This window comes from Antarctobacter albus, from assembly GCF_900101505.1.
GTDB classification, from domain to species: Bacteria; Pseudomonadota; Alphaproteobacteria; order Rhodobacterales; family Rhodobacteraceae; genus Antarctobacter; species Antarctobacter albus.
In genome coordinates, this window is sequence record NZ_FMZI01000009.1 from 116,447 (window position 1) to 141,290 (window position 24,844).

General features: G+C 63.6%; 26 protein-coding genes. 14 read left to right on the plus strand and 12 right to left on the minus strand.

Annotated elements, in window-relative coordinates:
• Positions 1-63 precede the first annotated feature (63 nt).
• Genes flaF through BLQ71_RS16600 form a run of 3 tightly spaced genes read left to right on the plus strand, consistent with a single transcriptional unit; the run spans position 64 to position 2,050 of the window.
• The gene (gene flaF / locus BLQ71_RS16590) at positions 64-441 is read left to right on the plus strand and encodes a flagellar biosynthesis regulator FlaF (RefSeq protein ID WP_074622509.1); all 378 of its coding nucleotides are present in this window, start codon (positions 64-66) and stop codon (positions 439-441) included.
• The gene (flbT, locus tag BLQ71_RS16595; RefSeq protein WP_043142932.1) at positions 438-842 is read left to right on the plus strand and encodes a flagellar biosynthesis repressor FlbT; all 405 of its coding nucleotides are present in this window, start codon (positions 438-440) and stop codon (positions 840-842) included. Before flaF ends, flbT begins: the two co-directional genes overlap by 4 nt.
• On the plus strand, positions 839-2,050 hold the full coding sequence (locus BLQ71_RS16600; protein WP_074622510.1) for a DUF1217 domain-containing protein: 1,212 nt from the start codon (positions 839-841) through the stop codon (positions 2,048-2,050). The genes flbT and BLQ71_RS16600 overlap by 4 nt, the downstream gene beginning before the upstream one ends.
• Before the next feature lie 31 nt (positions 2,051-2,081).
• On the opposite strand, the gene BLQ71_RS16605 is transcribed toward BLQ71_RS16600, so the two are convergent.
• Complete coding sequence (locus tag BLQ71_RS16605) at positions 2,082-3,464, minus strand: FliI/YscN family ATPase (protein WP_074622511.1); 1,383 nt, start codon at positions 3,462-3,464, stop codon at positions 2,082-2,084.
• 84 nt (positions 3,465-3,548) lie between these two features.
• On the opposite strand from BLQ71_RS16605, the gene BLQ71_RS16610 reads away from it, so the two are divergent.
• Genes BLQ71_RS16610 through BLQ71_RS16650 form a run of 9 tightly spaced genes read left to right on the plus strand, consistent with a single transcriptional unit; the run spans position 3,549 to position 8,126 of the window.
• Complete coding sequence (locus tag BLQ71_RS16610; RefSeq protein ID WP_172431337.1) at positions 3,549-3,926, plus strand: FlgB family protein; 378 nt, start codon at positions 3,549-3,551, stop codon at positions 3,924-3,926.
• Between the two features lie 12 nt (positions 3,927-3,938).
• Positions 3,939-4,328, plus strand: coding sequence for a flagellar basal body rod protein FlgC (gene flgC / locus BLQ71_RS16615; RefSeq protein ID WP_043142924.1), 390 nt, complete (start codon positions 3,939-3,941; stop codon positions 4,326-4,328).
• A 32-nt stretch (positions 4,329-4,360) separates the two neighbouring features.
• On the plus strand, positions 4,361-4,657 hold the full coding sequence (gene fliE, locus BLQ71_RS16620; RefSeq protein ID WP_043142922.1) for a flagellar hook-basal body complex protein FliE: 297 nt from the start codon (positions 4,361-4,363) through the stop codon (positions 4,655-4,657).
• A gap of 4 nt (positions 4,658-4,661) precedes the next feature.
• Positions 4,662-4,931, plus strand: a complete 270-nt coding sequence (locus tag BLQ71_RS16625; protein ID WP_043142920.1) for a flagellar biosynthetic protein FliQ — start codon at positions 4,662-4,664, stop codon at positions 4,929-4,931.
• A 1-nt stretch (position 4,932) separates the two neighbouring features.
• Positions 4,933-5,646: a flagellar hook-basal body complex protein gene (locus BLQ71_RS16630; RefSeq protein WP_074622512.1), complete on the plus strand. Its 714-nt coding sequence runs from the start codon at positions 4,933-4,935 to the stop codon at positions 5,644-5,646.
• A 10-nt stretch (positions 5,647-5,656) separates the two neighbouring features.
• Positions 5,657-6,442, plus strand: coding sequence for a flagellar basal-body rod protein FlgG (flgG, locus tag BLQ71_RS16635; protein ID WP_043142914.1), 786 nt, complete (start codon positions 5,657-5,659; stop codon positions 6,440-6,442).
• Positions 6,442-6,855 carry a flagellar basal body P-ring formation chaperone FlgA gene (gene flgA / locus BLQ71_RS16640; protein ID WP_074622513.1) on the plus strand — a complete coding sequence of 138 codons (414 nt, stop codon included), beginning with the start codon at positions 6,442-6,444 and terminating at the stop codon, positions 6,853-6,855. Before flgG ends, flgA begins: the two co-directional genes overlap by 1 nt.
• A gap of 8 nt (positions 6,856-6,863) precedes the next feature.
• Positions 6,864-7,592 carry a flagellar basal body L-ring protein FlgH gene (flgH, locus tag BLQ71_RS16645; protein WP_167645267.1) on the plus strand — a complete coding sequence of 243 codons (729 nt, stop codon included), beginning with the start codon at positions 6,864-6,866 and terminating at the stop codon, positions 7,590-7,592.
• A 9-nt stretch (positions 7,593-7,601) separates the two neighbouring features.
• Positions 7,602-8,126, plus strand: a complete 525-nt coding sequence (locus BLQ71_RS16650; protein ID WP_074622514.1) for a flagellar basal body-associated FliL family protein — start codon at positions 7,602-7,604, stop codon at positions 8,124-8,126.
• Positions 8,127-8,194: 68 nt separating this feature from the next.
• Here BLQ71_RS16650 and BLQ71_RS16655 read toward each other — a convergent pair whose 3' ends face one another.
• The 11 genes from BLQ71_RS16655 to BLQ71_RS16705 all read right to left on the minus strand — a co-directional run bounded on the left by BLQ71_RS16655 (position 8,195) and on the right by BLQ71_RS16705 (position 21,781).
• Positions 8,195-8,626 carry a hypothetical protein gene (locus tag BLQ71_RS16655; RefSeq protein ID WP_074622515.1) on the minus strand — a complete coding sequence of 144 codons (432 nt, stop codon included), beginning with the start codon at positions 8,624-8,626 and terminating at the stop codon, positions 8,195-8,197.
• Positions 8,623-9,711: an EscU/YscU/HrcU family type III secretion system export apparatus switch protein gene (locus BLQ71_RS16660; protein WP_074622516.1), complete on the minus strand. Its 1,089-nt coding sequence runs from the start codon at positions 9,709-9,711 to the stop codon at positions 8,623-8,625. The genes BLQ71_RS16655 and BLQ71_RS16660 overlap by 4 nt, the downstream gene beginning before the upstream one ends.
• Positions 9,712-9,718: 7 nt before the next feature.
• Positions 9,719-10,486 carry a flagellar biosynthetic protein FliR gene (locus BLQ71_RS16665; RefSeq protein WP_069211181.1) on the minus strand — a complete coding sequence of 256 codons (768 nt, stop codon included), beginning with the start codon at positions 10,484-10,486 and terminating at the stop codon, positions 9,719-9,721.
• Complete coding sequence (gene flhA / locus BLQ71_RS16670; RefSeq protein ID WP_074622574.1) at positions 10,483-12,558, minus strand: flagellar biosynthesis protein FlhA; 2,076 nt, start codon at positions 12,556-12,558, stop codon at positions 10,483-10,485. The genes BLQ71_RS16665 and flhA overlap by 4 nt, the downstream gene beginning before the upstream one ends.
• 187 nt (positions 12,559-12,745) lie before the next feature.
• Positions 12,746-15,016 carry a hypothetical protein gene (locus BLQ71_RS26450; RefSeq protein ID WP_074622517.1) on the minus strand — a complete coding sequence of 757 codons (2,271 nt, stop codon included), beginning with the start codon at positions 15,014-15,016 and terminating at the stop codon, positions 12,746-12,748.
• A complete protein-coding gene (gene motA, locus BLQ71_RS16680; protein WP_074622518.1) occupies positions 15,013-15,882 on the minus strand; it encodes a flagellar motor stator protein MotA in 870 nt (289 codons plus the stop codon). Before motA ends, BLQ71_RS26450 begins: the two co-directional genes overlap by 4 nt.
• A gap of 68 nt (positions 15,883-15,950) precedes the next feature.
• On the minus strand, positions 15,951-17,057 hold the full coding sequence (locus BLQ71_RS16685) for a flagellar basal body P-ring protein FlgI (RefSeq protein ID WP_074622519.1): 1,107 nt from the start codon (positions 17,055-17,057) through the stop codon (positions 15,951-15,953).
• A complete protein-coding gene (locus BLQ71_RS16690) occupies positions 17,057-18,055 on the minus strand; it encodes a flagellin (RefSeq protein WP_074622520.1) in 999 nt (332 codons plus the stop codon). The genes BLQ71_RS16685 and BLQ71_RS16690 overlap by 1 nt, the downstream gene beginning before the upstream one ends.
• 12 nt (positions 18,056-18,067) lie before the next feature.
• Positions 18,068-19,516: a flagellar hook-associated protein FlgK gene (gene flgK, locus BLQ71_RS16695; RefSeq protein WP_074622521.1), complete on the minus strand. Its 1,449-nt coding sequence runs from the start codon at positions 19,514-19,516 to the stop codon at positions 18,068-18,070.
• A 34-nt stretch (positions 19,517-19,550) separates the two neighbouring features.
• A complete protein-coding gene (locus tag BLQ71_RS16700; protein WP_043142880.1) occupies positions 19,551-20,855 on the minus strand; it encodes a flagellar hook protein FlgE in 1,305 nt (434 codons plus the stop codon).
• Positions 20,856-20,950: 95 nt separating this feature from the next.
• Entirely contained in the window at positions 20,951-21,781 is an 831-nt protein-coding gene (locus BLQ71_RS16705; RefSeq protein WP_074622522.1) for a flagellar motor protein MotB, read from the minus strand.
• Positions 21,782-22,014: 233 nt separating this feature from the next.
• Here BLQ71_RS16705 and BLQ71_RS16710 point away from each other — a divergent pair, with 233 nt between their 5' ends.
• Entirely contained in the window at positions 22,015-24,162 is a 2,148-nt protein-coding gene (locus BLQ71_RS16710) for a YjbH domain-containing protein (protein WP_082024660.1), read from the plus strand.
• The gene (locus BLQ71_RS16715; protein ID WP_069211179.1) at positions 24,159-24,842 is read left to right on the plus strand and encodes a YjbF family lipoprotein; all 684 of its coding nucleotides are present in this window, start codon (positions 24,159-24,161) and stop codon (positions 24,840-24,842) included. Before BLQ71_RS16710 ends, BLQ71_RS16715 begins: the two co-directional genes overlap by 4 nt.
• Positions 24,843-24,844 lie beyond the last annotated feature (2 nt).

Here is a 24,844-nt window from a genome sequence, read left to right on the forward strand (position 1 = left end):
GGGGGCCGGGCAACCGGCCCTTCGGGTCATCCCCCTTGATCCTCATAACCAGAAGGTTCTGAAGTGAACGCCCATTCTCTCGCGCAACGGGCCTATGCCCAAAACGCCCGCTCGACCCAGACCCCCCGCGGCACCGAATACGAGCTGATCGCAAAGGTCACGCATCGCATCAAGGCTGCCGCCGAGGCTGGTCCGCGTGCCTATCCACGGTTGGTCGAGGCACTTTCCGACAACCAACGTCTTTGGACCGCCCTGGCCGTCGATGTCGCCGACAGCGACAATGGCCTACCGGCCGAGTTGCGGGCGCGGATCTTCTACCTGGCGGAGTTCGTGCAACAGCACACCTCACAGGTGCTGACGAAGAAAGCGCGCGTCAGACCGCTTCTGGAAATCAACGCCGCGATCCTCAAAGGATTGAGCGGCAGGAGCACACGGAAATGAGTGGACTTGTCCTCAAACTCGGCCCGCGAGAGCGCGTGCTGATCAATGGCGCCGTCATCGAGAACGGTGATCGCCGCAGCCGCCTGTCAATCGTGACACCGAACGCCAATGTACTTCGCCTGCGCGACGCGATCCATCCAGAAGAGGCGAAGACGCCCGTTCGCAGGCTTTGCTACCATGCACAGCTGATCCTGACCGGGGATGCCGACGCCGAGGAGGCACGTCTGAAACTCCTTCCGCGGATCGAGGAACTGAGCCAGATCCTCACCGATCCGGATAGCCGCCGCCTGCTGGGCCAAGCGACCGAGGCACTGTTGGGTGAACAGTTCTACCAGTGCCTCAAGGCGCTTCGAGCATTGATCCCACGCGAGGACAGGTTGCTGGCCACGAGGTCCCAATGAGCTTTCAACCCATTGTCGTCGGCTCCGGTCTTACCGCCTGGCAGTTCCTGAAGGCCACGCAAGAGACTCAACGTGCGAATTTCGACAAGTCGCCGACGCTTGCACGCGATGCCGAGTATTTCGCGTCCCGTATCGGCGAAATTACGAGCGCGGACGAATTTGTATCCGATCGCCGGATCATGCGCGTCGCCCTGTCGGCCTTCGGACTTGAAGACAAGATCGACAGCAAGTTCCTGATCCAGAAGGTTCTGGAAGAGGGAACGGAGAATGACGATGCTCTCGCCAACCGCCTGTCGGATGGTCGTTTCGTCGCCCTGGCCAATGCGTTCAGCTTCGAAAAGGTTCTCGAACCCAAGACCCGGGAACCGAGTTTTGCCGACCCGATCGCGGATCGCTACCGCGAAACCGTGCTGGCCAACATGGAGGCCGGGTTGGCCGAAACCGGCGACACGGACACGCCCTACGGCGAATCGGTGCGGCAGCAGGTCCTTCTGAACATCGAAACCGAAACCCAGTTCTTTCGCGACAACATCGGCGCTGTCACCTCGGCTGAGGGGATGATCAAGAACCCGCGCCTGTTTACCTATGCCTTGGTCGCTTTCGATCTCGGCGAAAAGGCCGGCAGCCCAAAGCTGATGCAAAGGGTGCTGGAACAGGGCGCCGACGATGCGCGTGACCTGGCCAATGTCCTGGGCGACAGCCGCTATGTCGAACTGGCCAAAGCCTTTGAATTTGACCGTGACCCGGTCTCCGCAACCCAAAGAGATGGGTTCGCGGATGAAATCGTGTCCGACTTTTATCTCCACGAATTCGAAGTCGCGGTTGGCGACGTGGATGAAAGCCTGCGCACAGCGCTGAATTTCGAACGTGCCATCCCTGAATTGGCAGGGCGCGAATCCTCGGACAACACCAAGTGGTTCTCGGTCCTTGGAACAACTTCGCTACGCAACGTCTTCCAGGCGGCGCTGGGCCTGCCCTCGAGTTTCAGTCAGATCGACGTCGACAAGCAGGTCGAGGTGCTGAAGGACAAGGTCAGCAGCCGTTATGGCGTCAAATCCTTCTCGGAACTGGCTGAACCGGACATCATGAACCGGGTCATCAACACCTACCTGCTGCAGAACCAGATAAACCAGACAGCAAATGCCGGATCGAACCAGATTGCGCTGACGTTGCTTTCGTCCATTCCGCGCCAATCCCTCTTCGGTTGAAAAGCGCGGCCATGAACGCCGCGCCAATGTCTCACATCTTGCGCGCCGCGGGCATCTGTCCGCCACGCCCCGGCGCCGGGCGACCCTGCGGGACGCCAGCCTGAGCGCGACGCAGAATCAGTTCCAATTTTTGAAACGCACCTTCCGGCCCGTCCGGCGATTTCTCGGCCAGGAAACCGTCCAGGTCCGCCCAGACCTTCATCGCCTGGTCCAGCAGCGGATCCTCACCTTCCCGGTACAAACCTGCCCGCACCATCGTTTCTGATTTCGCGTAGGCGCCCAACAGGCCCCGAACTCTTTGGATAAGTGCGTTTTCATGGTCGTTTGCCGCCTCGGGCAGGCTGCGCGAAACGGACCGCAAAAGATCGATCGCCGGAAAGCGGCCCCGTTCGGCGATTTGCCGGTCCAGGACAACGTGTCCATCCAGCACCCCGCGCAGGATATCCGCCACCGGTTCATCCATGTCCGACCCCGCCACGAGGACGCTGAACACCGCCGTGATGTCGCCCGTGCCCTGCAACCCGGGCCCGGCCCGTTCCGCCAGGCGCATGATCTGATGGGCCACCGAGGGCGGATGCCCGCGCAGGGCCGGAAGCTCGCCAGAGGCAATCGCCACTTCGCGGTGCGCCTCTGCAAAACGTGTGATCGAATCGGCAAGGTAGAGCACGTGTTTGCCCTGGTCGCGAAAATGCTCGGCGATGGTCATGGCCGCCAGTGGACAGCGCCGCCGCTCCAGCGGCGAACGATCGGAGGTCGCCGCAACCACGACGCTGCGCGCCATGCCCTCCGGCCCCAGTACGGAAGTCACGAAATCCAGGACCTCGCGCCCGCGTTCACCGACAAGGGCTAGAACGACGACATCCGCCTCCATCCCCTGTGCCAGCTGCGCCAGAAGACTGGATTTGCCCACCCCAGAGCCGGCGAAGAGACCAACGCGCTGGCCGGTCACGATGGGCAGAAGGGTATCGAAAACGGACAGGCCGGTCCGCAACCTCTCACCCAGGCGCCGCCGCGCCGCCGCCGGTGGTGGGCTGGCCCGGAACGGACGACGCTGGGCGCCCGGGCCAATGGGCGCACCGTCCAGCGGGCGGCCATAGGCGTCGATCACCCGACCGATCCAGCTATCGCAGGGCGCGAGTGTCGGCGGACCAAGTACGGCAACCCGGTCGCCGCGCGACACGCCCTCGGCCGCCTCGTCCGGCAACATCGCCACGAGATCATCGCGAATGCGCAGGACCTCTCCGCCCAGCACGTTCCCGGAGTGCATCAGCCGCAGCCGGTCGCCGATACAGGCATCCTCGGCCAGGCCGCGCACCCAGATGATCGTACCATCCACCGATTGCACACGGCCGACCGCGCGCACCGGCTGCATCTGCGCGATCCTGGCCCTGAGGCCGCTGATGTCTTCGTCCATCGTACGCTCCGTTCATTCCTCGCAAACCATATCTAAAGGAATCAGCGTTAAGCCTTGATTGAAGCAATCGAGGGAGAAGCCCCGATGTTCCAGAATTTGGACGTCTTCAGAACGGCGATGGCAATGGCGCGTCACGCCGGCACGCAACAGGCCTACAGTGCCCAGAATATCGCGAATGCGGATACACCCGGTTACCGGGCCCGCGCGCTGCCCGAGTTCCAGGACACCCTGCGTGACTCGATGATGGGCCAGCGCGCCACGCGGGAAAAGCACCTCAACGGCAGCAACGGCCGCGATGTCGATATTCGCGAACGGCGCGACATGCTGGATCCGAACGGCAATTCCGTTTCCCTGGAAGAGGAAATGGTGAACGCCGCTGGCGCGAAACGGCAGCACGACCGCGCCCTGGCCATCTACCGCAGCAACCTCAGCATCCTCCGCGCCAGCCTGGGCCGCGGATAACCGGAGAGAGAGATGAGCGATTTTTCAAACGCCCTGAAGGTCACCACCACCGGCCTACAGGCCCAGGCCGCACGCCTGCGGATCCTGTCCGAGAACATTGCCAACGTCGATACGCCCGGATACCGGCGCAAGACCGTGTCATTCGAGATGGAGCCGACCCGTTCAGATGTCACCGGCGTCAAACCCGGCGATGTGCGGCTGGACCGCAGTGAACTGGAGGTGATCCACGATCCCTCGCACCCGCTGGCCGATGCGACGGGCAACTACCTCGGCTCCAACGTCGACCTGATCATCGAGATCGCCGACGCGCGTGAGGCGCAGCGCTCTTACGAAGCCAACCTCAAGATGTTCGACCAGACGCGCCAGATGTCGACCAGCCTGATGGATCTTCTGCGTCGCTAATCCCCTGAATTAAAACCTGAAAGGAATCCAGAATGGACGTCCGTTCGCTTTATGCCGCACAGAAATACGCGGCCTCCCGTCCCGCCATGCAACCCGAACCGGAGACCGCGCAAGCGCCCGTGGAAAAGGAGTTCGCCCGGGTCACGGAGGAATTCACCCAACAGCTCAAGGCCGCCGAGGATACCGCCAAGGCCGCGATGACCAGCGATGCGGACCCGCATGCCCTGGTCGAGGCGCTGGCCCAGTCGGAACTCGCTGTCGAGACGGTCGTCGCGGTGCGCAACAAGGTGGTCGAGGCCTACCAGGAAATCCTGCGGATGCCGGTCTGACGCCATGCTGACAGAGGTCATCTTCTTCGACACCCTGCGCATGGGCCTGTGGATCGCCACGATCACCGCGGTCCCGATCCTGACGGCGGCCCTGGTTGCCGGGGTCGGCGTGGGCCTCTTCCAGGCGCTCACCTCGATTCAGGAAATGACGCTGACCTTCGTGCCGAAACTCTTGGCCATCGTCGCCGTCTTCTGGATGTCGATGAGCTTCATGACCCGAACGCTCGTGGAATTCTTCCAGGGGCAGATCATTCCCCTCATCACCGGAGGCTGACATGGAAACCGCCGGCTACGCCGCCCTGTCGCGCCAGACAAGCCTGATGCGCGAAATGCAGGTCATCGCCAACAATATCGCCAACGCCAACACCACCGGATACCGGCAGGAAGGCGTGATCTTTTCCGAATACGTGGCCGAAGGCGACGGCATGGCCGCCGTCGCGATGGGCGCCGGCCGGATCGGCACTACGTCGCTCAAACAGGGCACGCTGGAACAGACCGGCGGCATGTACGACATGGCCATCGAGGGGGACGGCTTCTTCCTGGTGGACTCGCCCGATGGTCCCCGGCTGACGCGTGCCGGGGCCTTTTCGCCCAGCGCCGAAGGTACGCTGGTAACGCCGGATGGCTATCCCGTGCTCGACGCGGGCGGGGCGCCGATCTTTGTTCCACCGCAGGCCATTGAGCTGTCTATTGCCCGTGACGGGACAATCAGCACCGAAGGCCGCCCGATCGGGCAGGTCGGTGTCGTGCAACCGTTGGACCCCAAGTCGATGATCCGCGAGGGCGGGCAGATGTTCCGCAGCGATGACGGTTTCGAACCGGTCGAGGCGCCCCGCGTCATGCAGGGATTCGTCGAGGCATCGAACGTGGATCCGATCCTGCAGGTGGCCCGCATGGTCGAGGTGCAGCGCGCTTACGAATTGGGCCAGAGCTTTATGGAACGCGAAGATGAGCGCATCCGCAGCGTCCTGAAAAACGTCATCAAATAGGAGCCGTCACATGCGCGCCCTCAAGATCGCCGCCACAGGCATGACCGCCCAGCAGATGCGGGTCGAGGTCATCTCGAACAACCTCTCGAACATGAGCACCACGGGCTACAACGCCCGCCGGGCCGAGTTCGCGGACCTGCACTATCAACAGCTTGCCCGCGCGGGATCTGTCAGTGCCTCGGACGGCACCGTGCTGCCCACCGGCATCCAGCTGGGCCTTGGCGTCCGGCCCGCCGCCGTCTCGATGCAGCTTCAACAGGGGGCGCTGTCGGCCACCGGTGGCGATCTTGACCTGGCCATCGAGGGGAACGGCTACCTCGAGGTGGTCCTGCCCTCCGGCCAGTTGGGCTATACCCGGGACGGCGGTCTGAAACGCAGCGGCGAGGGGCTGATCGTCACCTCCGAAGGTTATCCCGTCTCGCCCGAGATCGTGATCCCGGCGGATGCGCGCAGCATCTCGATCAACGCCGACGGCGAGGTCTATGCCTATTTCCCCGACCAGCCCGAGGGCCAGTTGCTGGGCCAGTTCACGATGGCCGGCTTTTCCAACCCCAAGGGACTGGAGGCGATCGGTTCGAACCTCTTTGTCGAGACAGAGGCCTCGGGACCCGCGATCCAGTCGACGCCGGGCCAGGACGGCCTTGGTACGGTGAGGCAAGGATACCTTGAGGACAGTTCCGTCGATGCCGTGAAGGAGATTACCGACCTGATCGAGGCCCAGCGCGGCTACGAGCTCAACTCCAAGGTGATCTCGGCCGCCGACCAGATGATGGGCGCCACGGCGCAGGTGCGCTGATGCGCTGGCTGGTCCTCCTTGCGCTTCTACCCGGAGCGGCGGCCGCAGACACGGTGGTCGCCACCCAGACGATCCGCCCGCAACAGATCATAACCGCCGACGCGGTGCGGCTGGACCCGGCAGAGGTCCAGGGCGCCTATGCGACGCTCGACGCGGTTGTCGGGCAAGAGGCCCGGACCGCCATCTATCCCGGTCGCGCCGTCATGCGCGGCGCGGTCGGACAGCCGGCCCTTGTCGACCGCAACCAGGCGGTTGAACTGGTCTATGCCCAGGGCGGGTTGCGGATCAGGGCCGAGGGCCGCGCTCTCGGCCGCGGCGCGGCAGGCGAACGGATCCGCGTGATGAACGTGGATTCCCGCACCACGCTTTTCGGCACCATCGCGCCCGATGGTTCCATCCTGGTGAACAAATGAGGACAGACATGCTGCGATACATCGGCCTGATCGGGCTGGCCCTGACCCTTGGCGCCTGCGCGCGGGTGAACCACATCGGCAAGACCCCCGATTTCACCCCGGACAAGAGCAGCCCGGAACGGGTGGCAATGATTGCCTCCGGCCTGCCGCAGGACGGCGCGCCCCGCCTTGGCGCCGACCGTGCCTCTCTGTGGAGCGGGGGTCAGACCTCTTTGCTGGGCGACCGGCGCGCAATGAAACGCGGCGATATCATGACCGTGGTGATCGAGATCGACGAAAAGGCAGAGATCAAGAACAAGACCTCGCGGTCGCGCTCGGGCTCGGAAAGCCTTGGCATTCCGCATCTCTTCGGGGTGCCGCAACGGATCAACCAGGGCATCACCGATGGGGCCAGCCTGGACGACGCGGTGTCGATCAAGTCCTCCAGCGATGCCAGCGGCGATGGATCGGTGCGCCGCAGCGAGAGCCTGACCCTGCGCGTAGCCGCCACCGTGATCGACGTCCTGCCGAACGGCGTGCTGGCCATCGAAGGCAGCCAGGAGGTGCGGGTGAATTTCGAACTGCGCGAGCTGCTGGTGACGGGCTACGTCCGCCCCGAGGACATCTCGCGCCAGAATGAAATCACCTATGACAAGATCGCCTCGGCCCGGATTTCCTATGGCGGCCGCGGGCAGATCACCGACGTGCAACAACCCAGGATCGGCCAGCAGGTGCTGGATGCGATCCTGCCCTTCTGAGGCCGGTTCATGCTCAAGAAACTCTTTCCCCTGATCCTGGCGCTGGTGGGAACCGGCGCCGGCGTGGGCGCGGGGCTGTTCCTGGCGCCCACGGACGAGGATCCCAAACACGTCGCCGCGGATGCCCATGACGACGAACATGCCGACAAGGACCATGCAGACCCCCCGCCGGCGGACAGTCACAAGGACAATGGCCACGGTGGTAGCGGCAACGAATACGTCAAGATGAACAACCAGTTCGTCATCCCGATCATGAGCACCGAGCGCGTCGAGGCGCTGGTCGTCGCCTCTTTGAGCATCGAGGTCTCGAGCGGCGGATCACAGGCGGTCTACGAAAGGGAACCCAAGCTGCGCGACGTCTTTCTGCAAGTGATGTTCGACCATGCCAATATCGGCGGGTTCGAGGGAGCCTTCACCGCCGGGGAGCGCATGGATATCCTCCGGTCCGCCCTTCTGGACGCGGCGCGTTCGGTTCTGGGGACCGACGTAAAAGACGTGCTGATCACAGAGATCGCCCGCCAGGACGCCGCCTGACACCAGGCACAGTTACGCTGATCGTCGAAGACCCGCCCGGAACCGGGCGGGTCTTGTCGTGCCTCCGGTCAGTCCAGACCGCGCGCCTTTGCCTCGCGCAGCACACCCAGGGCATCGATAGCCTCAGCCTCGGCCTTGAGCCTGCGTCTTTTTCGGGCTTCCTTTTCGTCGTGGGCAAGCGCCTCTGCCGCCTGCGCACGGGAAAAGGCCGTGCGCGCGCGGGCAAGGCTCTCGCCCTCGCGGGCGCGGGCAATCGCGCTCTGGCGCAGGGCCTCGGCCCGCTTGCCCACCAGCCACCCCTGCCAGAGCGTATCCGCCCCCAGCAACTGGCGCGCGCCCACGGCCCCCTGGTCGGCCTGGGCGGCACGGCGCATGGCGTCGATCTGGGCCAGCTCCCCAGCAACCCGGGCGCTTTCGGACATGTTCCGGCGATGCGCCTCCAGCTCGCGTTCCAGCAAGAGATCCGTTGCAGCGATCAAGTCGTCGAATTTGCTGGTCACCAGCCTTTCTCCTTTGCTTTGCGCCGCATGCTGTCCGCAAAGCGGATGGCCGCAGCGACAGGGCGGTAGTGATCCGGCGCGATTTCCTCGCCGATCTTGGTCGTGGCAAATAGCGCGCGGGCGGTGGGCGGATCCGAATGGATCGGGACACCCGCCTCTTTCGCGGTTTCGCGAATGCGCGCCGCCACCTCGTCGGTGCCCTTGGCAACGCAGACCGGGGCAGAGCCGGGCAGACGGCTCCAACTGAGGGCGATGGCATAATGGGTCGGGTTGACGATCACGACATCCGCCGTCGGCACATCGCCCATCATCTGGCTCAGCGCCATTTCCTGCGCCCGCATCCGGCGGTGTTGCTTGAGATGCGGATCACCCTCGGATTCCTTCATCTCGTCGCGAAGTTCCTTCTGGGTCATGCGGTTCTTGCGGATATGCTCTGCGCGCTGCCAGAACAGGTCGATCCCGCCGATCACGGCGGCGATCAGCACGACAATCAGCAGAAAATGCTTCATCAGGTCGGTCATGCGCAGTACCGCCTCACCGGGGGTGGCCATCGCCGTGCCGACGATCAGGTCCAGCTGACCCCCAAGAAAGACCGCAAGCAGGACGGAATAGACGCTCAGCTTGACGAAACTCTTGAAGAACTCGAACAGCCCCCGGCGCCCGAACTTGTTCTTGGCATTCTCGATCGGATTGATGCGAGAGATCTTGGGCGCCAGTTTCGAGCCGGTAAAGACGATGCCCCGCGTGGCAAAGAGTGCCAGCAAGACCAGGACCCCCGGCGCAAAGAGAAAGGGCAACGCCGGGCCAAGGCTCTCCGAGATCAGGGAGCCGGCGATCGACGGTGCACCATCGCGGAAGAACAGGGATTCAAGGCGGTCGGGCTGTTCGATGAGCGGCAGGAGCGCCTCGGCGAAACTGGCCAGGCTGTACCCGCCCGCCGCGGTCATGCAGACCAGCATCCCCAGGTAGGCCATCGCGGTGAGCAGGTCCGGGGCGCGGGCGATTTCACCTTTCTTGCGCGCCTCGTCGAGCTTGCGCTGGGATGGTTCGTGGCTCTTTTCAGAGGATTCGTCCTGCTCTGCCATCGCGCGCCTACCGGAAAGGTGCGGCCAGGAAGGCCTCGAAGGCCTGCAACCAGACCGAAAGCAGCAGTGGCGCCGAAACCAGCAGCAAGGCGATGGCGCCAAATGTGATGACCGGGGCGCCGACAAACGCCACCATGAGCTGTGGCATGGCCTTGTTGATGACGCCCAGCGTCAGGTTGTAGATCACCGACATCAGGACAAAGGGCGCCGCCAGGCTGAAGGCCAGCGCGAAGCTCTGCCCGACGCGGTGGCGGCCGGCCTCGGCGACATCGGCCGGGTTGGGAAACTGCATCACCGGCAATAGGTCGTAGGACAGCACCAGGAAAGCGGCAGCCTTGACGTGAAACCCGGTCGCCATCATCAGCGCCAGGGCTGCGGTGGTCAGGATATGACCTATCGCCGGAAGCGGATCGAGGCCGGACTGCCCCATGAGTTGCGACAGTGACGTCGATTGCGCGGCGATGGCCCCGGCAGTCTGGATCGCAAGGATGAACAGGCGCAGCATGATGCCCAGAAACAGACCCGACAGGGTTTCTGTGGCCAGGGCACGCAGGAAACTGCCCAGCCCAGGGGGCGGCAGATCCAGCCCGGGGCCCACGGCAGGCACGACGACGGCCGTCAGCATCAGCGCCAGGATCAGCCGGACCCGGACAGAAATCACCTGTTCGCCCAGTCCGGGAAGGGCCGCCAGGGCCGCGCCGACCCGCAGGAAAACCACGAGCGCAGTCCAGAGCGTGCCACCCAGGAGATCCAGCAGGGGCTGAACCGCGATCATGCGGCCACCACGCCAACCAGCGCCGGGCGCGCCTCCAGCCCGATTTCCTCGTAGGACATGACCGGATTGCTCAGCCCTTTGGCCACCATGACCGTGCGCAAGAAGCGGCGACGGCGGGCCGAAGTCACGACCGCGGGCGACACCCCACGCTGCCCGGCCTCGCCGATGGTGTCGGCCAGGCCGCTGGTCAGCGCCTCGAACTTTTCCGGCGGCAGGGCAACATCCAGCGCGCCCTGGCTGTTTTCCACCTGGTAAGAAATGAACGTCTCTTCCCATTCGGGTGCCAGTTGCACCAGAGGGATGGTGCCGTCGTCGCGCCGCATCCCGGCCACCAGCTGGAACCCCAGTCGCTGGCGCACGTGTTCGCAGACCACCTCGGGCTGGGTCTGCTGGCCGCGCATCTCGGCGATGGTTTCCAGGATCAGCGGCAGGTTGCGGATCGACACCTGTTCATCCAGCAAAAGCCGCAAAACCTGCAACAGCGTGTCGATCTGCACCTTGTCGGGGATGAGCTCGTCCAGCAATTTCTTGTTCGCTTCTGCCCGGCTCTGATTGCTGAGGGATACCATCTCGTCCAGCAGGCGACGCAGGGCCTTGAGCGTCAACAACCGACCGAAGTTGCGCCTGATGACCTCTAGCAGATGCGTTGCCAGCACTTCCGTCGGGGCGACAATCGTGGCGCCGGTGATGGCCGCCTTGTCCTGATCCTCGGGACGAATCCAGCGCGCCGGCGCCCCGTAGACCGGTTCGGTCACATCCTTGCCGTTTGGCAGCGCGCCATTGTTCTCGGGCACAAGGGCCAGCACGAAATCCGGGTTTAGTTCACCGCGCGTCATCTCGACCCCGTGGATGCGGACGACATAGGTTCCGGTTGGCAGGGACGCCGCATCGGTCAGCCGGATCTCGGGCAGGATCAGCCCGAAATGCGCGGCGATGTGCCGGCGCATGTTTGCAATGCGGACGTCCAGGCCGGTTCCTGGGTCCAGCACCATGTTGACCAGGTCCGGTGCAAATTCGACATGGATGTCGTCGAGGTCGAGGACATCTCCCATGTGCTGAACCGGCATGGCCCTGTCTTCCTCATCCTCGTCATCCGTTTTTTCAGGTTCTGACGGGCGTTTGGCCAGCCACCATGCCGTCGCCCCGAGAACAGCCGCGCCGAGTATGAAGGGAACGAACGGCAGGCCCGGCACCAGCGCGAACAGGACCATGAGCACCGCAACCGCCAAAAGGGCGGACGGATGGCGCCCCAGCTGGGCCGCCAGCGCCACGTCGGTCGCGCCAGTCGCACCGCCACGGGCAAGCAGCAGGCCTGCGGCAATCGAGATGATGACCGCCGGGATCTGCGACACCAGACCGTCGCCAACTGTCAGGATGGCATAAGTCTCCAGCGCGTTGGCCAACTGCATGTCATGCACGACGACGCCCATGATGATCCCCATCACGAGGTTCAGGAGCGTAATCAGCAAACCCGCCACCGCGTCGCCCTTGACGAATTTCGACGCACCGTCGAGCGACCCGAAAAAGGTGGTTTCCTGCTGTTCGACTTCGCGGCGGCGCTTGGCCTCGGCATGGTCGATCGCACCTGCGGACATGTCAGCGTCGATGGCAAGCTGCTTGCCCGGCATGCCGTCCAGTGCAAACCGGGCGGACACTTCGGCCATCCGGGCCGACCCCTTGGTGATGACCGCGAAATTGACGATCATCAGAACGCCGAAGACGACAAGGCCCAGGAAGACACTGCCACCCATGACGAAGTTGGCGAATCCCTCGATCACCTCACCCGCCGCGTTAGTTCCGGTATGCCCCTGGCCGATGATCAGCTTGGTCGAGCTGACGTTGAGAGAGAGCCGCAGCATCAGCGAGGTCAGCAGGATCGTTGGAAAGGCGGAGAAATCCAGCGGCCGCTCGATGAAGAGCGTGACCGTGAAGATCAGGATCGCCAGCCCGAACGAGGCCGCCAGGCCCACGTCCAGAACCCAGGATGGCATCGGCAGGATCATCATGACGATCACCGCCATGAGCGCCACGGCCATGAGGATCGTCGGTTTGAACAGGGTCGAGACCGACATGATCAATGACCCCCCTGTTGCGACGAGGCACAAACGCAAGGCACCGGCCTTGCGCCGGTGCCGCGTTCAACGTCCGTGTCGGTTCGGTATTCTGCCAGCTTCCAAGAACGCGCCATCTTCCGGCCTCTCCAATCCGTCTGCCCTGCTAACTGGCTAAGGCAGAAGAATTTAGAAACCGTAACGAATTTTACGGGTTGGACGGGACGGCGGTTGCATCGAGAAGGGCGCGCAGGGTCTCACGCGAACGGGTACTGGCATCAAAGACAGCGTCGACACCGGCAAGACTGACCTGGGCCGGATCGAAGACCGGTGGCTCCTGCTGCATCAGATCGGCTGCCGGTGCCAGAACGGTGTCGCTTTCGGCGACGTCCTGCCAATCGCCGGAGAGCCAGGCCGAGGTCACCGCCTCGCTGGTCCTGCCCGCATCCGAGAAGATGGATTTTGCAAAGACATGGTCCCCCATCTGGCTGCGTGCCTCGGCCCGCAAGCGCCCCACCTCGTCGCCGCGCTGGCCGATCAGGATGATTTCGGCCTCCTCGGGCCGGCCCAGCGCCAATAGGGCACGGGCTCGGGCGATTCGCGCCTCCGGTGCGCTTGTTGGCTCTGACAGGCTATCGAGTTGCTGCAGGGCAGACTCGGCCAGACCCAGGTTGAGAAATCTCTCGGCAATCGCAATCCCCAGGGCGTCCTGCCCGGGGTCATCCCCGTCGGCGAGTGCACGCGTCGCGAATTTCAGGAAGGTGACATCCTCACCCTTGTCGACAAGGAACCGCATCGCCGTCTGCCGCATCGTATCGGCAATCTCTTCTGGCATGCCGTGCGGCGAGTCCAATTCATCGAACGCGGTATCGAAATGCTCATTGATCAGTAGCGAACGCACATGGGCCTGCCAGAGTTTCGGCCCATCCTCACTGTTTCGCAGTTCGGTGGCGAAAGCATCCGAAAGTTCGACGATCCGTGTCGGAACCGGAGCATCCGTTGCCTCCGCAAGGTCAATCGCCGCGGCTACTGCCTTTGCGGCCTCGGGTCCGCCGGCAATGGAAAGCTCCTGCAACCTTTTGCCCGCTTCCGCAGGATCGCCATCGCGCAGCGCAAGCTGCGCCTTGCCCAGCGCGATGCTGTCCGTCTCATATCCCTCCATGCGTTGCATCCGACGCAGGACATCGCGTGCGGTATCGGGATAACCCGCGGTGGCAAGATGCTCGACGAGGATCGGTCCCAGGTGGGTCCTGAGGTGTTTCGGCAATGCCTCGAAGCTGCGGAGAATCGCCGAATCCGCGATTTGGGGAGAACCACTTGGCGGAGCAAGCGCGAGAACGGACCAGAGCGCTGCTGGTCCCTCGCAGTGCGCCTGCTGGGAGAAAAGTGACAGGGGATCTCCGTCGCCATCCACAAGATGCGACAGAGCCATCACGACAGGCGCGTCCACCTCTGACTGCAGCGACAGGACGCTGCGCGCCTCGGCGCCGAACCCGTAGTAGATCAATGCCTTGGCATAGCTCACCAGGGCCTCTTCCCCGATGCGATCAAACTCGCCGAAGACTGCGCTGCGGCGTTTGGCCAGCGCGAGGTTTGGATCGTCACCGGGCTTTCCCCAGGCCGCGATGGCAAGGCTGCCGGCCGCCACACAGGTGTCGCCACCGATGGAGATACGGCCATTCTGAAGGTCCATATGATCCAGTCCCGACATGCCGGCAGCCAACCGGCGCGCTGGTTGGTCGGGATCAATCGCGGGCGATAGGCTGGGGGACTTGAGCGCCGGCTCGGCAGGTGTCGGAGCAGGCGCCGGGGATGGTGTCAGCGCCGGGTCCAGCAGACCCTGGGTGGCCGCAATCGCCAGATCAGCCGCGATCTGGTTGCCCAAGTCACGCGCAACTGATGGATCGCGCGCTGCATGATCAAGTCCGGCAGTTGTTGGGTCCACGTCGAGGCGCTGGGCAAGGTAGGGAAGACCAGGATCGTGCACCGGCTCCGGACCGATCCGGGGAACATCGGCAACGCGGACGCGGGAAAGATCCAGCACGACCGGCGACGGTCCAACGCCCCGAGGCTCCGCAGGTTTGGGCCCAGTTCGGACCGCCTGTGCAAGCGGCACCTCGGAAGCGGAGATATCGACGACCAACATGGTATTCCGCAGCACAAAGGCCTCGGCCGCGCACTGACAGGCAAGCGCAATGTCCAGCCGTCGCCCGCCCTCTGCCACAACGAGGTCACGGATACGACCGGTCCCGATCCGGTCAAAGACCGACGAAGTGTCGAATTCATAGGGACCACCGTCGATTTCCAGCCCCAGTTGGTTGCGTTCTGCATCCGGGGACAGCGCCCATGTCGTGCCGTCAGGCACCGTCAGCACCAGCCGTGTGAATTCTCCGTGTTCGCCGCTGCGCACTGTCACGGTCTGTGCTGACAGAAGCAGGGGCCAAACCGAAAGAAGGATCAGTAGCGCGATACGGATCATGCCGCCTCCTGTTTGACGGATTTCAGCGCATCCTCGAGATCCTCGAAGCTGGGCCGGTAGTGATCCGGCGTGTTCTGGCGTCCGACCTCGATGCAGATGTTGGTTGCGTGGTTATGCAGGTTCGCGACCAGCACTTCGCGGATCAGGTGATAGAAATGCAGGTCCTCTTCGGCAACGGTCTTGACCTTGGCCGCGAACGGACCGACCAGGCCATAGGCCAGGAACACGCCCAGGAAGGTGCCGACCAGGGCGCCGCCAATGAGCTTGCCCAGCACTTCGGGCGGCTGATCGATCGAGGCCATCGTCTTGATCACCCCCAGAACCGCGGCGACGATGCCCAGCGCAGGCAGCGCGTCAGCCATGCTCTGCAGGGCGTGGCTGGGCATCAGGGCGTGGTGCTGCATCGCGTCCAGACGCTTGTCCAGCACCTCTTCGACCTGGTGGGGATCGTCGTAGTTCATCGAGACCGACCGCATCGTGTCGCAGATCAGTTCGATCGCGTGACTGTCGGCCAGGATCTTGGGATACTTGGCAAAGATATTCGACTCAGAGGGCGATTCCACGTGTTCCTCGATGGCAACCGGGTTCTGCCGCGCAAGCCGGATCAGCTCGAACAGCAGGCACAGAAGATCGCGGTAGTCGTCGGGCTTCCACTTGGCACCCTTGAAGACCTTGGCGACATCCTTGATCGTGTGCTTGACCGTCGCCCCGTCATTGCTGATCAGGAAGGCACCGGTTGCCGCGCCTCCGATCATCATGAATTCGAACGGCAGCGCCTTGATGATGATCGCCAGCTTGCCGCCAGCCGCGAGATAGCCGCCGAAGACCATCGCAAAGATCACAACGATACCAATGATTCCGAGCATCTGCGCTCTCCCGCTCCTGTGCCGCCGCCAACCTGACAGCCAGCCGTTAAGAAAGCCTCAGCGGCTCTTCACATCACCACGAAATCCGCATGCAGGGCACCGGCGGCCTTGATGCTTTTCAGGATGTCGATCATGTCCCGCGGGCTGACACCCAGGGCGTTGAGGCCGGCGATGACCTCCGACAGGTTGGTCCCGGTCGGCACTTCGGCGAGGCCGATGCCGGGGTCTTCCTCGATCAGGGCGCCGGTGCGCGGCACCACAACGGTATCACCGTCGCTGAAGGGGTTGGGCTGGATCGCAAGCGGCGCTTCCTCGATCCGAAGGGTCAGGTTGCCCTGCGATACCGCCACTCGGGAAATCCGCACATCCGCACCCATCACGATGGTGCCCGAACGTTGATCGACAACGACACGCGCACGACGCTGTGGCTCGACCGCCAGGTTCTCGATGGCGACAACGGCCCGCGCCGGAGACCGGGCGCCGCTGCGTTGAAGGTCGACCTGGACCGTGCCGGCGTCCAGCATGGTTGCCGCCCGGCGACCGACCGCCCGGTTGATCACGTCCTCGATCCGCGCGGCGGTGGTGAAATCCGGCTCGCGCAGGGCAAGGCGAAGTGTCGACAATTGCGTGAAATCAAAGGGCACTTCGCGCTCGACACGCGCGCCGGAGGGAATGACACCCGCCGTCGGCACACCCTGCACAACGCGGGCCGCCTCGCCTTCGGCCTCGACACCGCCGGCGATGATCGTGCCTTGGGCCACGGCATAGATCTGACCGTCCGCCGCGTTCAGCGGGGTCATGATCAGCGTCCCGCCCAACAGGCTTTTGGCATCGCCAATCGCGGAAACCGTGATGTCGATCTGGCTGCCGATCCGTGCGAAAGGCGGCAGCTTGCCCGTCACTAGAACCGCCGCAACGTTGCGCGGACGGAACTGCTCGCCCGTCACGTTCACGCCCAGCCTTTCCAGGATGTTGGACATGATCTCTTCGGTAAAGGGCGAGTTGCGCAGCCCGTCGCCCGTGCCGTTCAGGCCCACGACCAGACCATAGCCGACCAGATCGTTCGATCGTACGCCGTCGACCTCGACTAGGTCCTTTATCCGGACCGATTGGGACGCCGCCGGAAGGGCACATGAAACAGCAAGCACAAGAGCGGTAAGGAAACGTGTCAACATCAGAGGAACTCCGCAAGCGACAGTCGCTGTGACCGCGCGGTGATCGTGTAAAGGCTTTCAAGTTGAGTCCGAATGTTCTCGTAGCGCGACGCGGTGTAGTACTGGTCAGTCCCGACCAGATCGAGGCGCGCAATATTGGTGGCCGTATGCTCTGCAGAGTTGCGCGCCGTGGTCTCTTCGACGCGCGCCTCGAGCGCGCCGAGTCCGGCACGCAGTTCGACCACATCCTGCTGCGCGGCCAGCAGGTCCTGTCCGGCGGTTGTCAGCATCTCGATCTGCACGTCCTGTGACAGGCCCAGCGTGCCATCGGTGGCCAGGGCCGCCATGATCATCGGTTTCAGGACTTCGCGGAACACGGGATCGGTGGCCCGGATATCGAGGTTCGCACTCTCCGTCTCGCTCAGCTTCAGCGGGGCGAGGCCGGTGTTCGACCCCTGGTAGATGGTGGATTCATAGGTGCCGCCGGCGCCAAAGAAACTGTCCAGCGCTGCCTCGATCCCGGCCATGTCGGTCTGACCTGCAAGCGCCGTGCGCGCAGCGTTCAGCACGTCATCGACGCCTTGCACCGCCTCGCGGTCGGTCGCCGTTCCGGAAAACAGGAACCGCCCGGCAACCGAGCGGTTCAACCCGTTCAGAACCTGTCCCAATGCGTTTTCCGCATCGTCCGACATCGTGTTCAACAGGGCCGAGTTCGGCGTCAGCTCGGCGGCGATCAGCGATTGCGACAGGGTCTCGCTGCGATCCTGAATCTCGTCCAGGGCCGTTTGCATCGTTCCGGACAGAAAGGTCGCCTCTGTCGTATTGACCCTGTATGTGTCCAACCGCGCCAGGGACCGGTCGATGGATTGCAGGCCGGTCAGGTCGCCGTGCAGATGCTGTCCCGCGTCCTTGAAGAACCCGGTGGCGACCTCGACTGCCAGTTGATCCATTTCTTGGCGCAGACGTACCTGGTTGGCACGCAGCACCAGCGCGCGCGCCATATCCCCGATAACTTCCATGTCGGGCCCTCCTTAAATGGACATCAACCGCTCAAGCAGGCTGTCGACCGTCGACATGACCTTTGCGTTGGCGGAGTAGTGTTGTTCGATCTGCATCAACCGCTGCAGTTCCTGGTCCGTATCCACTCCCTTGGACAGTTCCATCTCGGACAGGGCCGTGTTCTGGATCGACACGAAGGTCCGGGCGTTTTCCGCCCGCACCCGCTCTCCCACTGCGGAGGAGGCAAATTCCGAGATGTGGTCCGCAAAGCTGCGCGCGATGGCAGTCAGACCGCCGGAGGCCGGGACAGTCGAGGCGCTCAGAGCCTCCGAAACCTCCTGCAGCAGGTGGGCATCGCCCACGTCGCCCTGCGTGGCTGCGCCAAGCCCGTCCCGCAGGCGCCATGCCCCACCGCTGTCGGGTGCGACGAGGGCGTTGATCTCGATCCGGCCGGCAATACCGGTTTCATCCGCGGCCACGAAGGCACTGCCACCATCGGTGAACAGTCCCGGATCGGTCGCCGCCAGCGTCGTGTCCGGCCCGCCGGGACCAAGCCGTTCGATCAGGTCGCGGGCGATCCCGTCCAGTTGCGCTTGGCGTTCGACCGCGTCCACGTCGCGGATCTCGAACTGGGCGGCAAGGCTGCCACCGGCGAACATGCTCATGCCCTGGGTATCGACGGGAACGCCGTTCAGCGTCAGGCCCGACAAGTCGCCGTTGGCGAAGGTCATGCCCGGTCCGATGGCATGGTTCGGTTCGAACCCCACCTCGAACGGGCGCCCATCCAGCAGGACGGCGCCACCCCGGGTAAAGACCGCGATGTCACCTTTTTCCCTTTCAACCACCCGCAAGGGCACGATTTCGGCGATGCTGTCGAGCACCCTTTGCCGTTCGTCATAGAAACTCGTCGGGTCGGTCCCGGTCGAGCCGGCCCGGACAATGTTGTCGTTCAGTGAATCCAGCCGCGAGAGAGCGGAATTCAGGGTTTCGACCTGTGCCGCGATCCGGTCATCGGCTGTCTGCCGGGCGGACTGGACCTCATCGCTGAGGCCGTTCAGCGCCCGCGCCAGCGAATCCGCCGTGTTTGCCACCAGTTCCAGCCGTTGTGTCGAGGCCGGGTTGGACGAGGCTGTCAGCAACGCGTTCTCGAAGGCGTTCACGCGGTCGGTCAGCGATCCCGGCGTGCCGGAATCGCCCACCAGGTCCTCGATCCGGCTGGCGAATTCGAACCCGGCCGTCGCATGGGCGAGGGTTGCGTCCGACATCATCCGGTCCCCGGTGAGGACCGGATCGGAATGACGCACCGTTCCGGTGATACGTACGCCGCCGGTGGTGCCGACGGCGCCGGGTGCAAGGCCCAGTGTCCGCCGGCCGTACCCCTCGGTGGTGGCGTTTGAGATATTCGTCGACACCAGGCCCGCGGCCCGGGAATTGGCCTTGAGCCCGCTGAAGGCATTGTACAGCGCACCGGAAAGAGACATCTAGCGACCCCCTGAAAAGCTGACGGATGAACCGTCAGCGCTTGATGTTGGTGGTTTCCTGCAGCATCTCGTCGACGGTCTGGATGACCTTGGCGTTCGACGAATAGGCCCGCTGGGTCTGGATCATCGCCGTCAGTTCGTTGGCCACGTCGGTCGAGCTTTCCTCGCGCGCGAAGGGCACGACGTCACCGACCGGCCCGTCTCCTGCATCCCAGAGGAAGAAACTGCCGCTTTCCGGCGAGGGCATGTAGATCTGCTTGTCCATCGAGATCAGCCCGTTGGGGTTCGGCACGTCGACCAGGGGCACCTGGTAGATCACGCGCGAGGCGCCGGTATCGAACAGCGCGTGGACAAAACCGTTCTCGTCGATCTCGACCGTGGTCATGGACCCGGCGGCGGACCCGTCCTTGGAGATGTTGAGCGCCTTGAAACTGTCGCCGACCTGGGTCAGCCCGCCGCTGGTGCCGGGCGCGCCGATGGTGATTTCGACCGGGCCACCATTGGTGGTGACGATGATCGTGCCATCGGTGGCATTGTAGGTGCCGCCCGTCGTGGTTGTCACCGTGGACAGCGTGCCGCCGTCTGCCGCGCCGGTGTTGAAGGTCACGGTATATTCGCCAACCGGGTTGCCGCCTGCAGAGGTGGCAGAATCGACGATGGTCATCGTCCATTCGTTCGACGAACCCGTGGCAGGGATCGTCGGCGTGAATGTCACCGTCAGGGTTTCGGACCGGCCCAGGTTGTCGATGTATTCGATCGGCAGGACTTCGGGTGCGCCGGTGGCATCGAAATCGGTCGCCGATGCCGCCAGGTTCGCGCCGAGCGTGATGGCCGTCGTCGGTTCCGAGGTGACCTGATTGCGGTTGATCCGCACGGGTTCCAGGCTTTCCGCCGTGTCGCGTGCGTAGGAGGCCAACGACCCATCGGAATTGGCCGGCCAGCCCATCAGCAGCAGTCCCGATTCAGTCCGCAGGTAGCCATCCGCGTCGACCCGGAAGGACCCCGTGGTGGTCAGGAACATCTGCGGATCGCCGGTTGCCGCGAATTCCGTCGCCTCGGCGACGGGGATGAACCCGTTGCCGCGCACGGCGATATCGGTTGCGTTGCTCGTGCCCACCAACGCGCCGCTCTGGTCGATGATCCGCGTGGTGGTGGTGCGCACGCCGCCGGCGGTATAGCCGGACCCGTTCGACGCGATCACCATCGAGGAGAAATCCGTCTCGACCCGTTTGTACCCCTTGGTCGCGGAGTTCGCGATGTTGTCGGAAATGGTTCCCAGCCGCGTCGCATTGGCCGCGAGACCCGCAACACCTGCATTGAGGGAAGAGGAGATTGTCATGGACTAGCCTTTCTGCTGTCGCTCCGAATTCACGACAACAGATAAAGGCGTGGGTTTAACGCGGGCCTAACAGGTAAAATCCCACGAAAACTGAGTCAGTTCCTGCGCAGAAAGACAACCTCGATCCGGCTGTTGCGCGGGTCCAGCAGGTTGGAGGTGCTGGGTTCCCGGTCCGCATAGGCCGTCAGGCGCTGCACCCGCGCTTCCTCCAGCCCACGGGCTATGACCAGTTCGCGAAAGACTTCTGCCCGGTCGCGCGATATCTGCCAGGCCGGGTTCTCGGCCAGGACAACCGGGTAGCTGGTCGTATGCGTCTCGATCGCAACCGGGTTGGACACGACATCGGATGCCCGGGCCAGGACCAACGCCAGATCCTTCAGCAGCTGTGTCGGCCGCGCCTCGTCATCGAAAAGCCGGGCCTGCGCGGTCTCGAAGAACTCGATCACCAGGCCTTCGTCCGTCACCTCGGTGACGATGTGTTCCAGCAGCTCGTCGGCAACCATGCTTTCGCCGCCGCGGCCGATCAACAGCTCTTCGACCTTCTTGAATTCGGCGGTTTCCGGTCCTTCGGACACCTTGCTGTCCAGACCCGGGTCACGGCTGCTCTCGGCTTGCGGTCGCAGGCTCGTGGCCCCGGTTCCGACCCTAGGCAACGTGTTTTCCGCAAAGACGGACTCTCCGCCCAATGCGCCGCTGCCGCCACCCGAAACCCGGGCCACCGCGATCGTCGGACTGAAATAGTCCGCGATCCCCTTGCGTTGTTTTTCCGTTGTCGCGTTCAACAGCCACATCAACATGAAAAAGGCCATCATCGCGGTCACGAAGTCGGCATAGGCCACCTTCCAGGCACCGCCATGATGCCCTTCGCCCGCAATCACCTTTTTGCGTTTGATGATGACTGGCGCGACATTGCTGTCGCCACTCATCATTCCCACCTTTCTCTCACCTGGGTACAGGTTTAGAGGCGGGCGGCTTACCACTCGATTAACGTTTCAAAATGTACCGTTAAAGCGCAGCGCACGCACATCTTGTGGACAAGACGGCAAGGGCGTGCCGATTTTCCCACAATATGGCCCTGGCCGCCGCCTTCGAATAGACAGGGCCAGACGAACACATTAGCAAGGGTCGGGAAACAGTGTTGGCAACGAGGTGGGGGACCATGCCGGGTTTTCACAACGGAAAATCGGGCCTCGTACGGCGCGTCGCGCTTGCGGGCACCATTCTGTCCGCGCTCGGCGGCGCCGTCCGGGCAGAGGAGGGTGTGAACAGCCTTCCGTTCAACCTGTACGGCTCTCCCGGCCTGGTTGACATGCCCACCGCACAGGTGCCGCCAGACGCGACCCTTGCCGGGACCTATGCGCATTTCGGCGGCACATCGCGGACCACGCTCTATTTCCAGATCCTCCCGCGGTTGTCCGGCACCTTCCGCTATTCCGCGATCGAGAACTTCACCGCCAATAATGGCACGCTCTTCGACCGCAGCTTTGACCTCCGCTACCAGCTCCTGACCGAAACCGAACGCCGCCCCTCGGTGGTCGTCGGCATCCAGGACTTCATCGGGACGGGCATCTACTCGGGCGAATACCTGGTCGCGTCGAAAACGGTGTATCCCGGCTTGACGCTGACCGGCGGTCTTGGCTGGGGGCGCTACGGGTCCTACCAGCCCTTTGGCAACATGGGCACGCGGCCGGGCAAGATCACCAACCAGGGTGGCCTGCCCGAGATCGACCGTTTTTTCCGTGGCGACGTGGCCGCCTTTGGCGGGGTCTCCTACTCGCCCAACGACCGCTACACCTTCAAGGTGGAATACTCCTCTGACGACTATGTCGACGAGGTTCAGCGCGGCACATCGAAGAAATCCAGCCCCTGGAACTTCGGTGTCGACTACCGGTTCAAGAATGGTGGGCAGCTTTCGCTATACCACGTCCTGGGCACGGAAATCGGCGCGCAGTTCACCTTTGTCACCAACCCCAAGACCCTGGGCGTGCCCGGCGGGACAGAGCCATCGGGCCTTCCGGTCGCGCCCCGCGCGCCCGGATCGGCTGCGGACCTTGGCTGGACGCTGGACTCCCAGCGCTCGGCTTCCGTCACGGCTTCGCTCAAGAACCTCGCCGCCAAGGAAGGGTTGGAGGTCGAGGGCATCGACCTGCAAAGCAACCGTGTCACCGTTCGTCTGGTGAATCCCAAATACGGCGCCCCGTCACAGGCCTTTGGCAGACTGGCCCGGGTCATGACCCGAGTCATGCCGGCCTCGGTCGAGGTGTTCGAGATCGTGCCCGTGGTCAACGGCATGGCGATGTCCGCCGTCACCTTCCGCCGGTCCGACCTCGAGCGGCTGGAACATGATGCCGCCAACGAGATGCTGGCCCGGACCAACTTCGGCGACGGCTTTGGCAAGGCGCCACCGCCGGATGACGGCATCTACCCGAAATTCACCTGGGCCATTTCACCGTTCGTGCAGCTCTCGGTCTTTGACCCGGACAACCCTGTGCGCTTCGACGCGGGTCTGCGCGCCTCGGCGGAATACGAAATCACGCCGAACCTGATTGCCAGCGGGTCGATCACCAAGAAGCTCACCGGCAACCTCGACAAGGTGAAACGCCTCGACAAGTCGAACCTGCCGCGCGTGCGCACCGACCACGCCCGCTACTCGGAAGAAGGCGATCCGGCGATCGAGTACCTGCAGCTGGCGCACTACGGACGCCCGGCCAAGAATGTCTATTCCCGCGTGACGCTGGGCTACCTTGAACAGATGTACGCCGGTGCCTCGGCCGAACTGTTGTGGAAACCGGTCAACAGCCGTCTCGCACTGGGGGCAGAGCTGAACTACATCCAGCGCCGTGACTTCGACCAGCTCTTTGGCCTGCAGTCCATGACGACGACGGACCCGGTGACAGGCGTCAAGCGCGAGATCCCCAACGTCAACGGCCATGTCTCGGCCTACTATGCCTTCGGCAACGGGTTCCACGGACAGCTTGACGTGGGCCGTTACCTGGCAGGCGACTATGGCGCGACGGTCGCTCTGGACCGCGAGTTCGCGAATGGCTGGCGCGTGGGTGCCTATGCCACCTTTACCGATGCCTCCTTCGAGGACTTCGGCGAAGGTTCGTTCGACAAAGGCATCCGTTTCACCATGCCGCTGGCCACCTTCTTCGGCCAACCGTCGCGGCGCCGGAACGATGTCCTGATCCAGTCGCTGTCGCGGGACGGTGGCGCGCGTCTGAACGTCAACGGGCGTCTCTACGAACAGGTCCGCGACTACCACAAACCGGACGCTGTCAATTCTTGGGGAAGGTTCTGGCGATGACCCGGCGCAGCATTACACGCATCGGCCTGGCCCTGACGGCGGCCCTGGCCCTGGTTTCCTGCGGCAACGCGAACAAGGACACGGCAGCTATTCTCAAGCAGTTGCCCAAGGCGATCTTTTCAAAGAAGGAAGCGCCGAAGCCGCTGACACCGCAGCAGATCGCCAAGGCACTGGGGGCCACAACGGATTCCGTCTACCTGTTCGAACTGGAAAGCCGTGACAAGGTTCAGGTTCTTCTGCAGAACATCCAGCGCAATGGTCCCTACCAGACCTACGGCAACCCGGCCCGCCAGGTGATCGTCCTGCGCGATGGCATGATCACCTCGACCCGTGGCCTGGGCGGCGACCTGATGTCCTCGGAAGAGGACCAGTTGCTTTCCTACGTCAAGGCACGCCGTGAAGGCCGGGTCAGCTATGACCAGCGTTTCCTCACGCCCGAGGACGTGACCGAGGTACATCGCTACACCTGCTACCTGACGACAGGTGGCACCGTGCCCGTGGCAGCCGGGCTCGTCCGCGCCAGCGGGCAGCTTGTGACCGCCAAGTGTACCGCCGCCGACGGCATGTCGCGCGATTTCACCAATGCCTACGTTGTCGGTTCTGATGGTTACATCTACAGCGGCAAGCACTGGCTGGGCAGCTATATCGGCTATGTGAACTCGCAGGTTCTGCGCCGCTGATC

Excerpts from the sequence above, each read along its gene's own strand:
- BLQ71_RS16625 (WP_043142920.1), top strand. The coding sequence starts at position 4,662 with ATGCTGACAGAGGTCATCTTCTTCGACACCCTGCGCATGGGCCTGTGG.
- BLQ71_RS16600 (WP_074622510.1), top strand. The coding sequence starts at position 839 with ATGAGCTTTCAACCCATTGTCGTCGGCTCCGGTCTTACCGCCTGGCAG.
- BLQ71_RS16650 (WP_074622514.1), top strand. The coding sequence starts at position 7,602 with ATGCTCAAGAAACTCTTTCCCCTGATCCTGGCGCTGGTGGGAACCGGC.
- flgA (WP_074622513.1), top strand. The coding sequence starts at position 6,442 with ATGCGCTGGCTGGTCCTCCTTGCGCTTCTACCCGGAGCGGCGGCCGCA.
- BLQ71_RS16705 (WP_074622522.1), bottom strand. The coding sequence starts at position 21,781 with ATGAGTGGCGACAGCAATGTCGCGCCAGTCATCATCAAACGCAAAAAG.
- motA (WP_074622518.1), bottom strand. The coding sequence starts at position 15,882 with ATGCTCGGAATCATTGGTATCGTTGTGATCTTTGCGATGGTCTTCGGC.
- BLQ71_RS16660 (WP_074622516.1), bottom strand. The coding sequence starts at position 9,711 with ATGGCAGAGCAGGACGAATCCTCTGAAAAGAGCCACGAACCATCCCAG.
- BLQ71_RS16715 (WP_069211179.1), top strand. The coding sequence starts at position 24,159 with ATGACCCGGCGCAGCATTACACGCATCGGCCTGGCCCTGACGGCGGCC.
- BLQ71_RS16685 (WP_074622519.1), bottom strand. The coding sequence starts at position 17,057 with ATGTTGACACGTTTCCTTACCGCTCTTGTGCTTGCTGTTTCATGTGCC.
- flgK (WP_074622521.1), bottom strand. The coding sequence starts at position 19,516 with ATGTCTCTTTCCGGTGCGCTGTACAATGCCTTCAGCGGGCTCAAGGCC.
- flgC (WP_043142924.1), top strand. The coding sequence starts at position 3,939 with ATGAGCGATTTTTCAAACGCCCTGAAGGTCACCACCACCGGCCTACAG.
- flbT (WP_043142932.1), top strand. The coding sequence starts at position 438 with ATGAGTGGACTTGTCCTCAAACTCGGCCCGCGAGAGCGCGTGCTGATC.
- flhA (WP_074622574.1), bottom strand. The coding sequence starts at position 12,558 with ATGTCGGTCTCGACCCTGTTCAAACCGACGATCCTCATGGCCGTGGCG.
- BLQ71_RS16710 (WP_082024660.1), top strand. The coding sequence starts at position 22,015 with ATGCCGGGTTTTCACAACGGAAAATCGGGCCTCGTACGGCGCGTCGCG.
- flgG (WP_043142914.1), top strand. The coding sequence starts at position 5,657 with ATGCGCGCCCTCAAGATCGCCGCCACAGGCATGACCGCCCAGCAGATG.
- BLQ71_RS16700 (WP_043142880.1), bottom strand. The coding sequence starts at position 20,855 with ATGACAATCTCCTCTTCCCTCAATGCAGGTGTTGCGGGTCTCGCGGCC.
- BLQ71_RS16665 (WP_069211181.1), bottom strand. The coding sequence starts at position 10,486 with ATGATCGCGGTTCAGCCCCTGCTGGATCTCCTGGGTGGCACGCTCTGG.
- fliE (WP_043142922.1), top strand. The coding sequence starts at position 4,361 with ATGGACGTCCGTTCGCTTTATGCCGCACAGAAATACGCGGCCTCCCGT.
- BLQ71_RS26450 (WP_074622517.1), bottom strand. The coding sequence starts at position 15,016 with ATGATCCGTATCGCGCTACTGATCCTTCTTTCGGTTTGGCCCCTGCTT.
- BLQ71_RS16690 (WP_074622520.1), bottom strand. The coding sequence starts at position 18,055 with ATGGAAGTTATCGGGGATATGGCGCGCGCGCTGGTGCTGCGTGCCAAC.
- BLQ71_RS16630 (WP_074622512.1), top strand. The coding sequence starts at position 4,933 with ATGGAAACCGCCGGCTACGCCGCCCTGTCGCGCCAGACAAGCCTGATG.
- BLQ71_RS16605 (WP_074622511.1), bottom strand. The coding sequence starts at position 3,464 with ATGGACGAAGACATCAGCGGCCTCAGGGCCAGGATCGCGCAGATGCAG.
- BLQ71_RS16610 (WP_172431337.1), top strand. The coding sequence starts at position 3,549 with ATGTTCCAGAATTTGGACGTCTTCAGAACGGCGATGGCAATGGCGCGT.
- flgH (WP_167645267.1), top strand. The coding sequence starts at position 6,864 with ATGCTGCGATACATCGGCCTGATCGGGCTGGCCCTGACCCTTGGCGCC.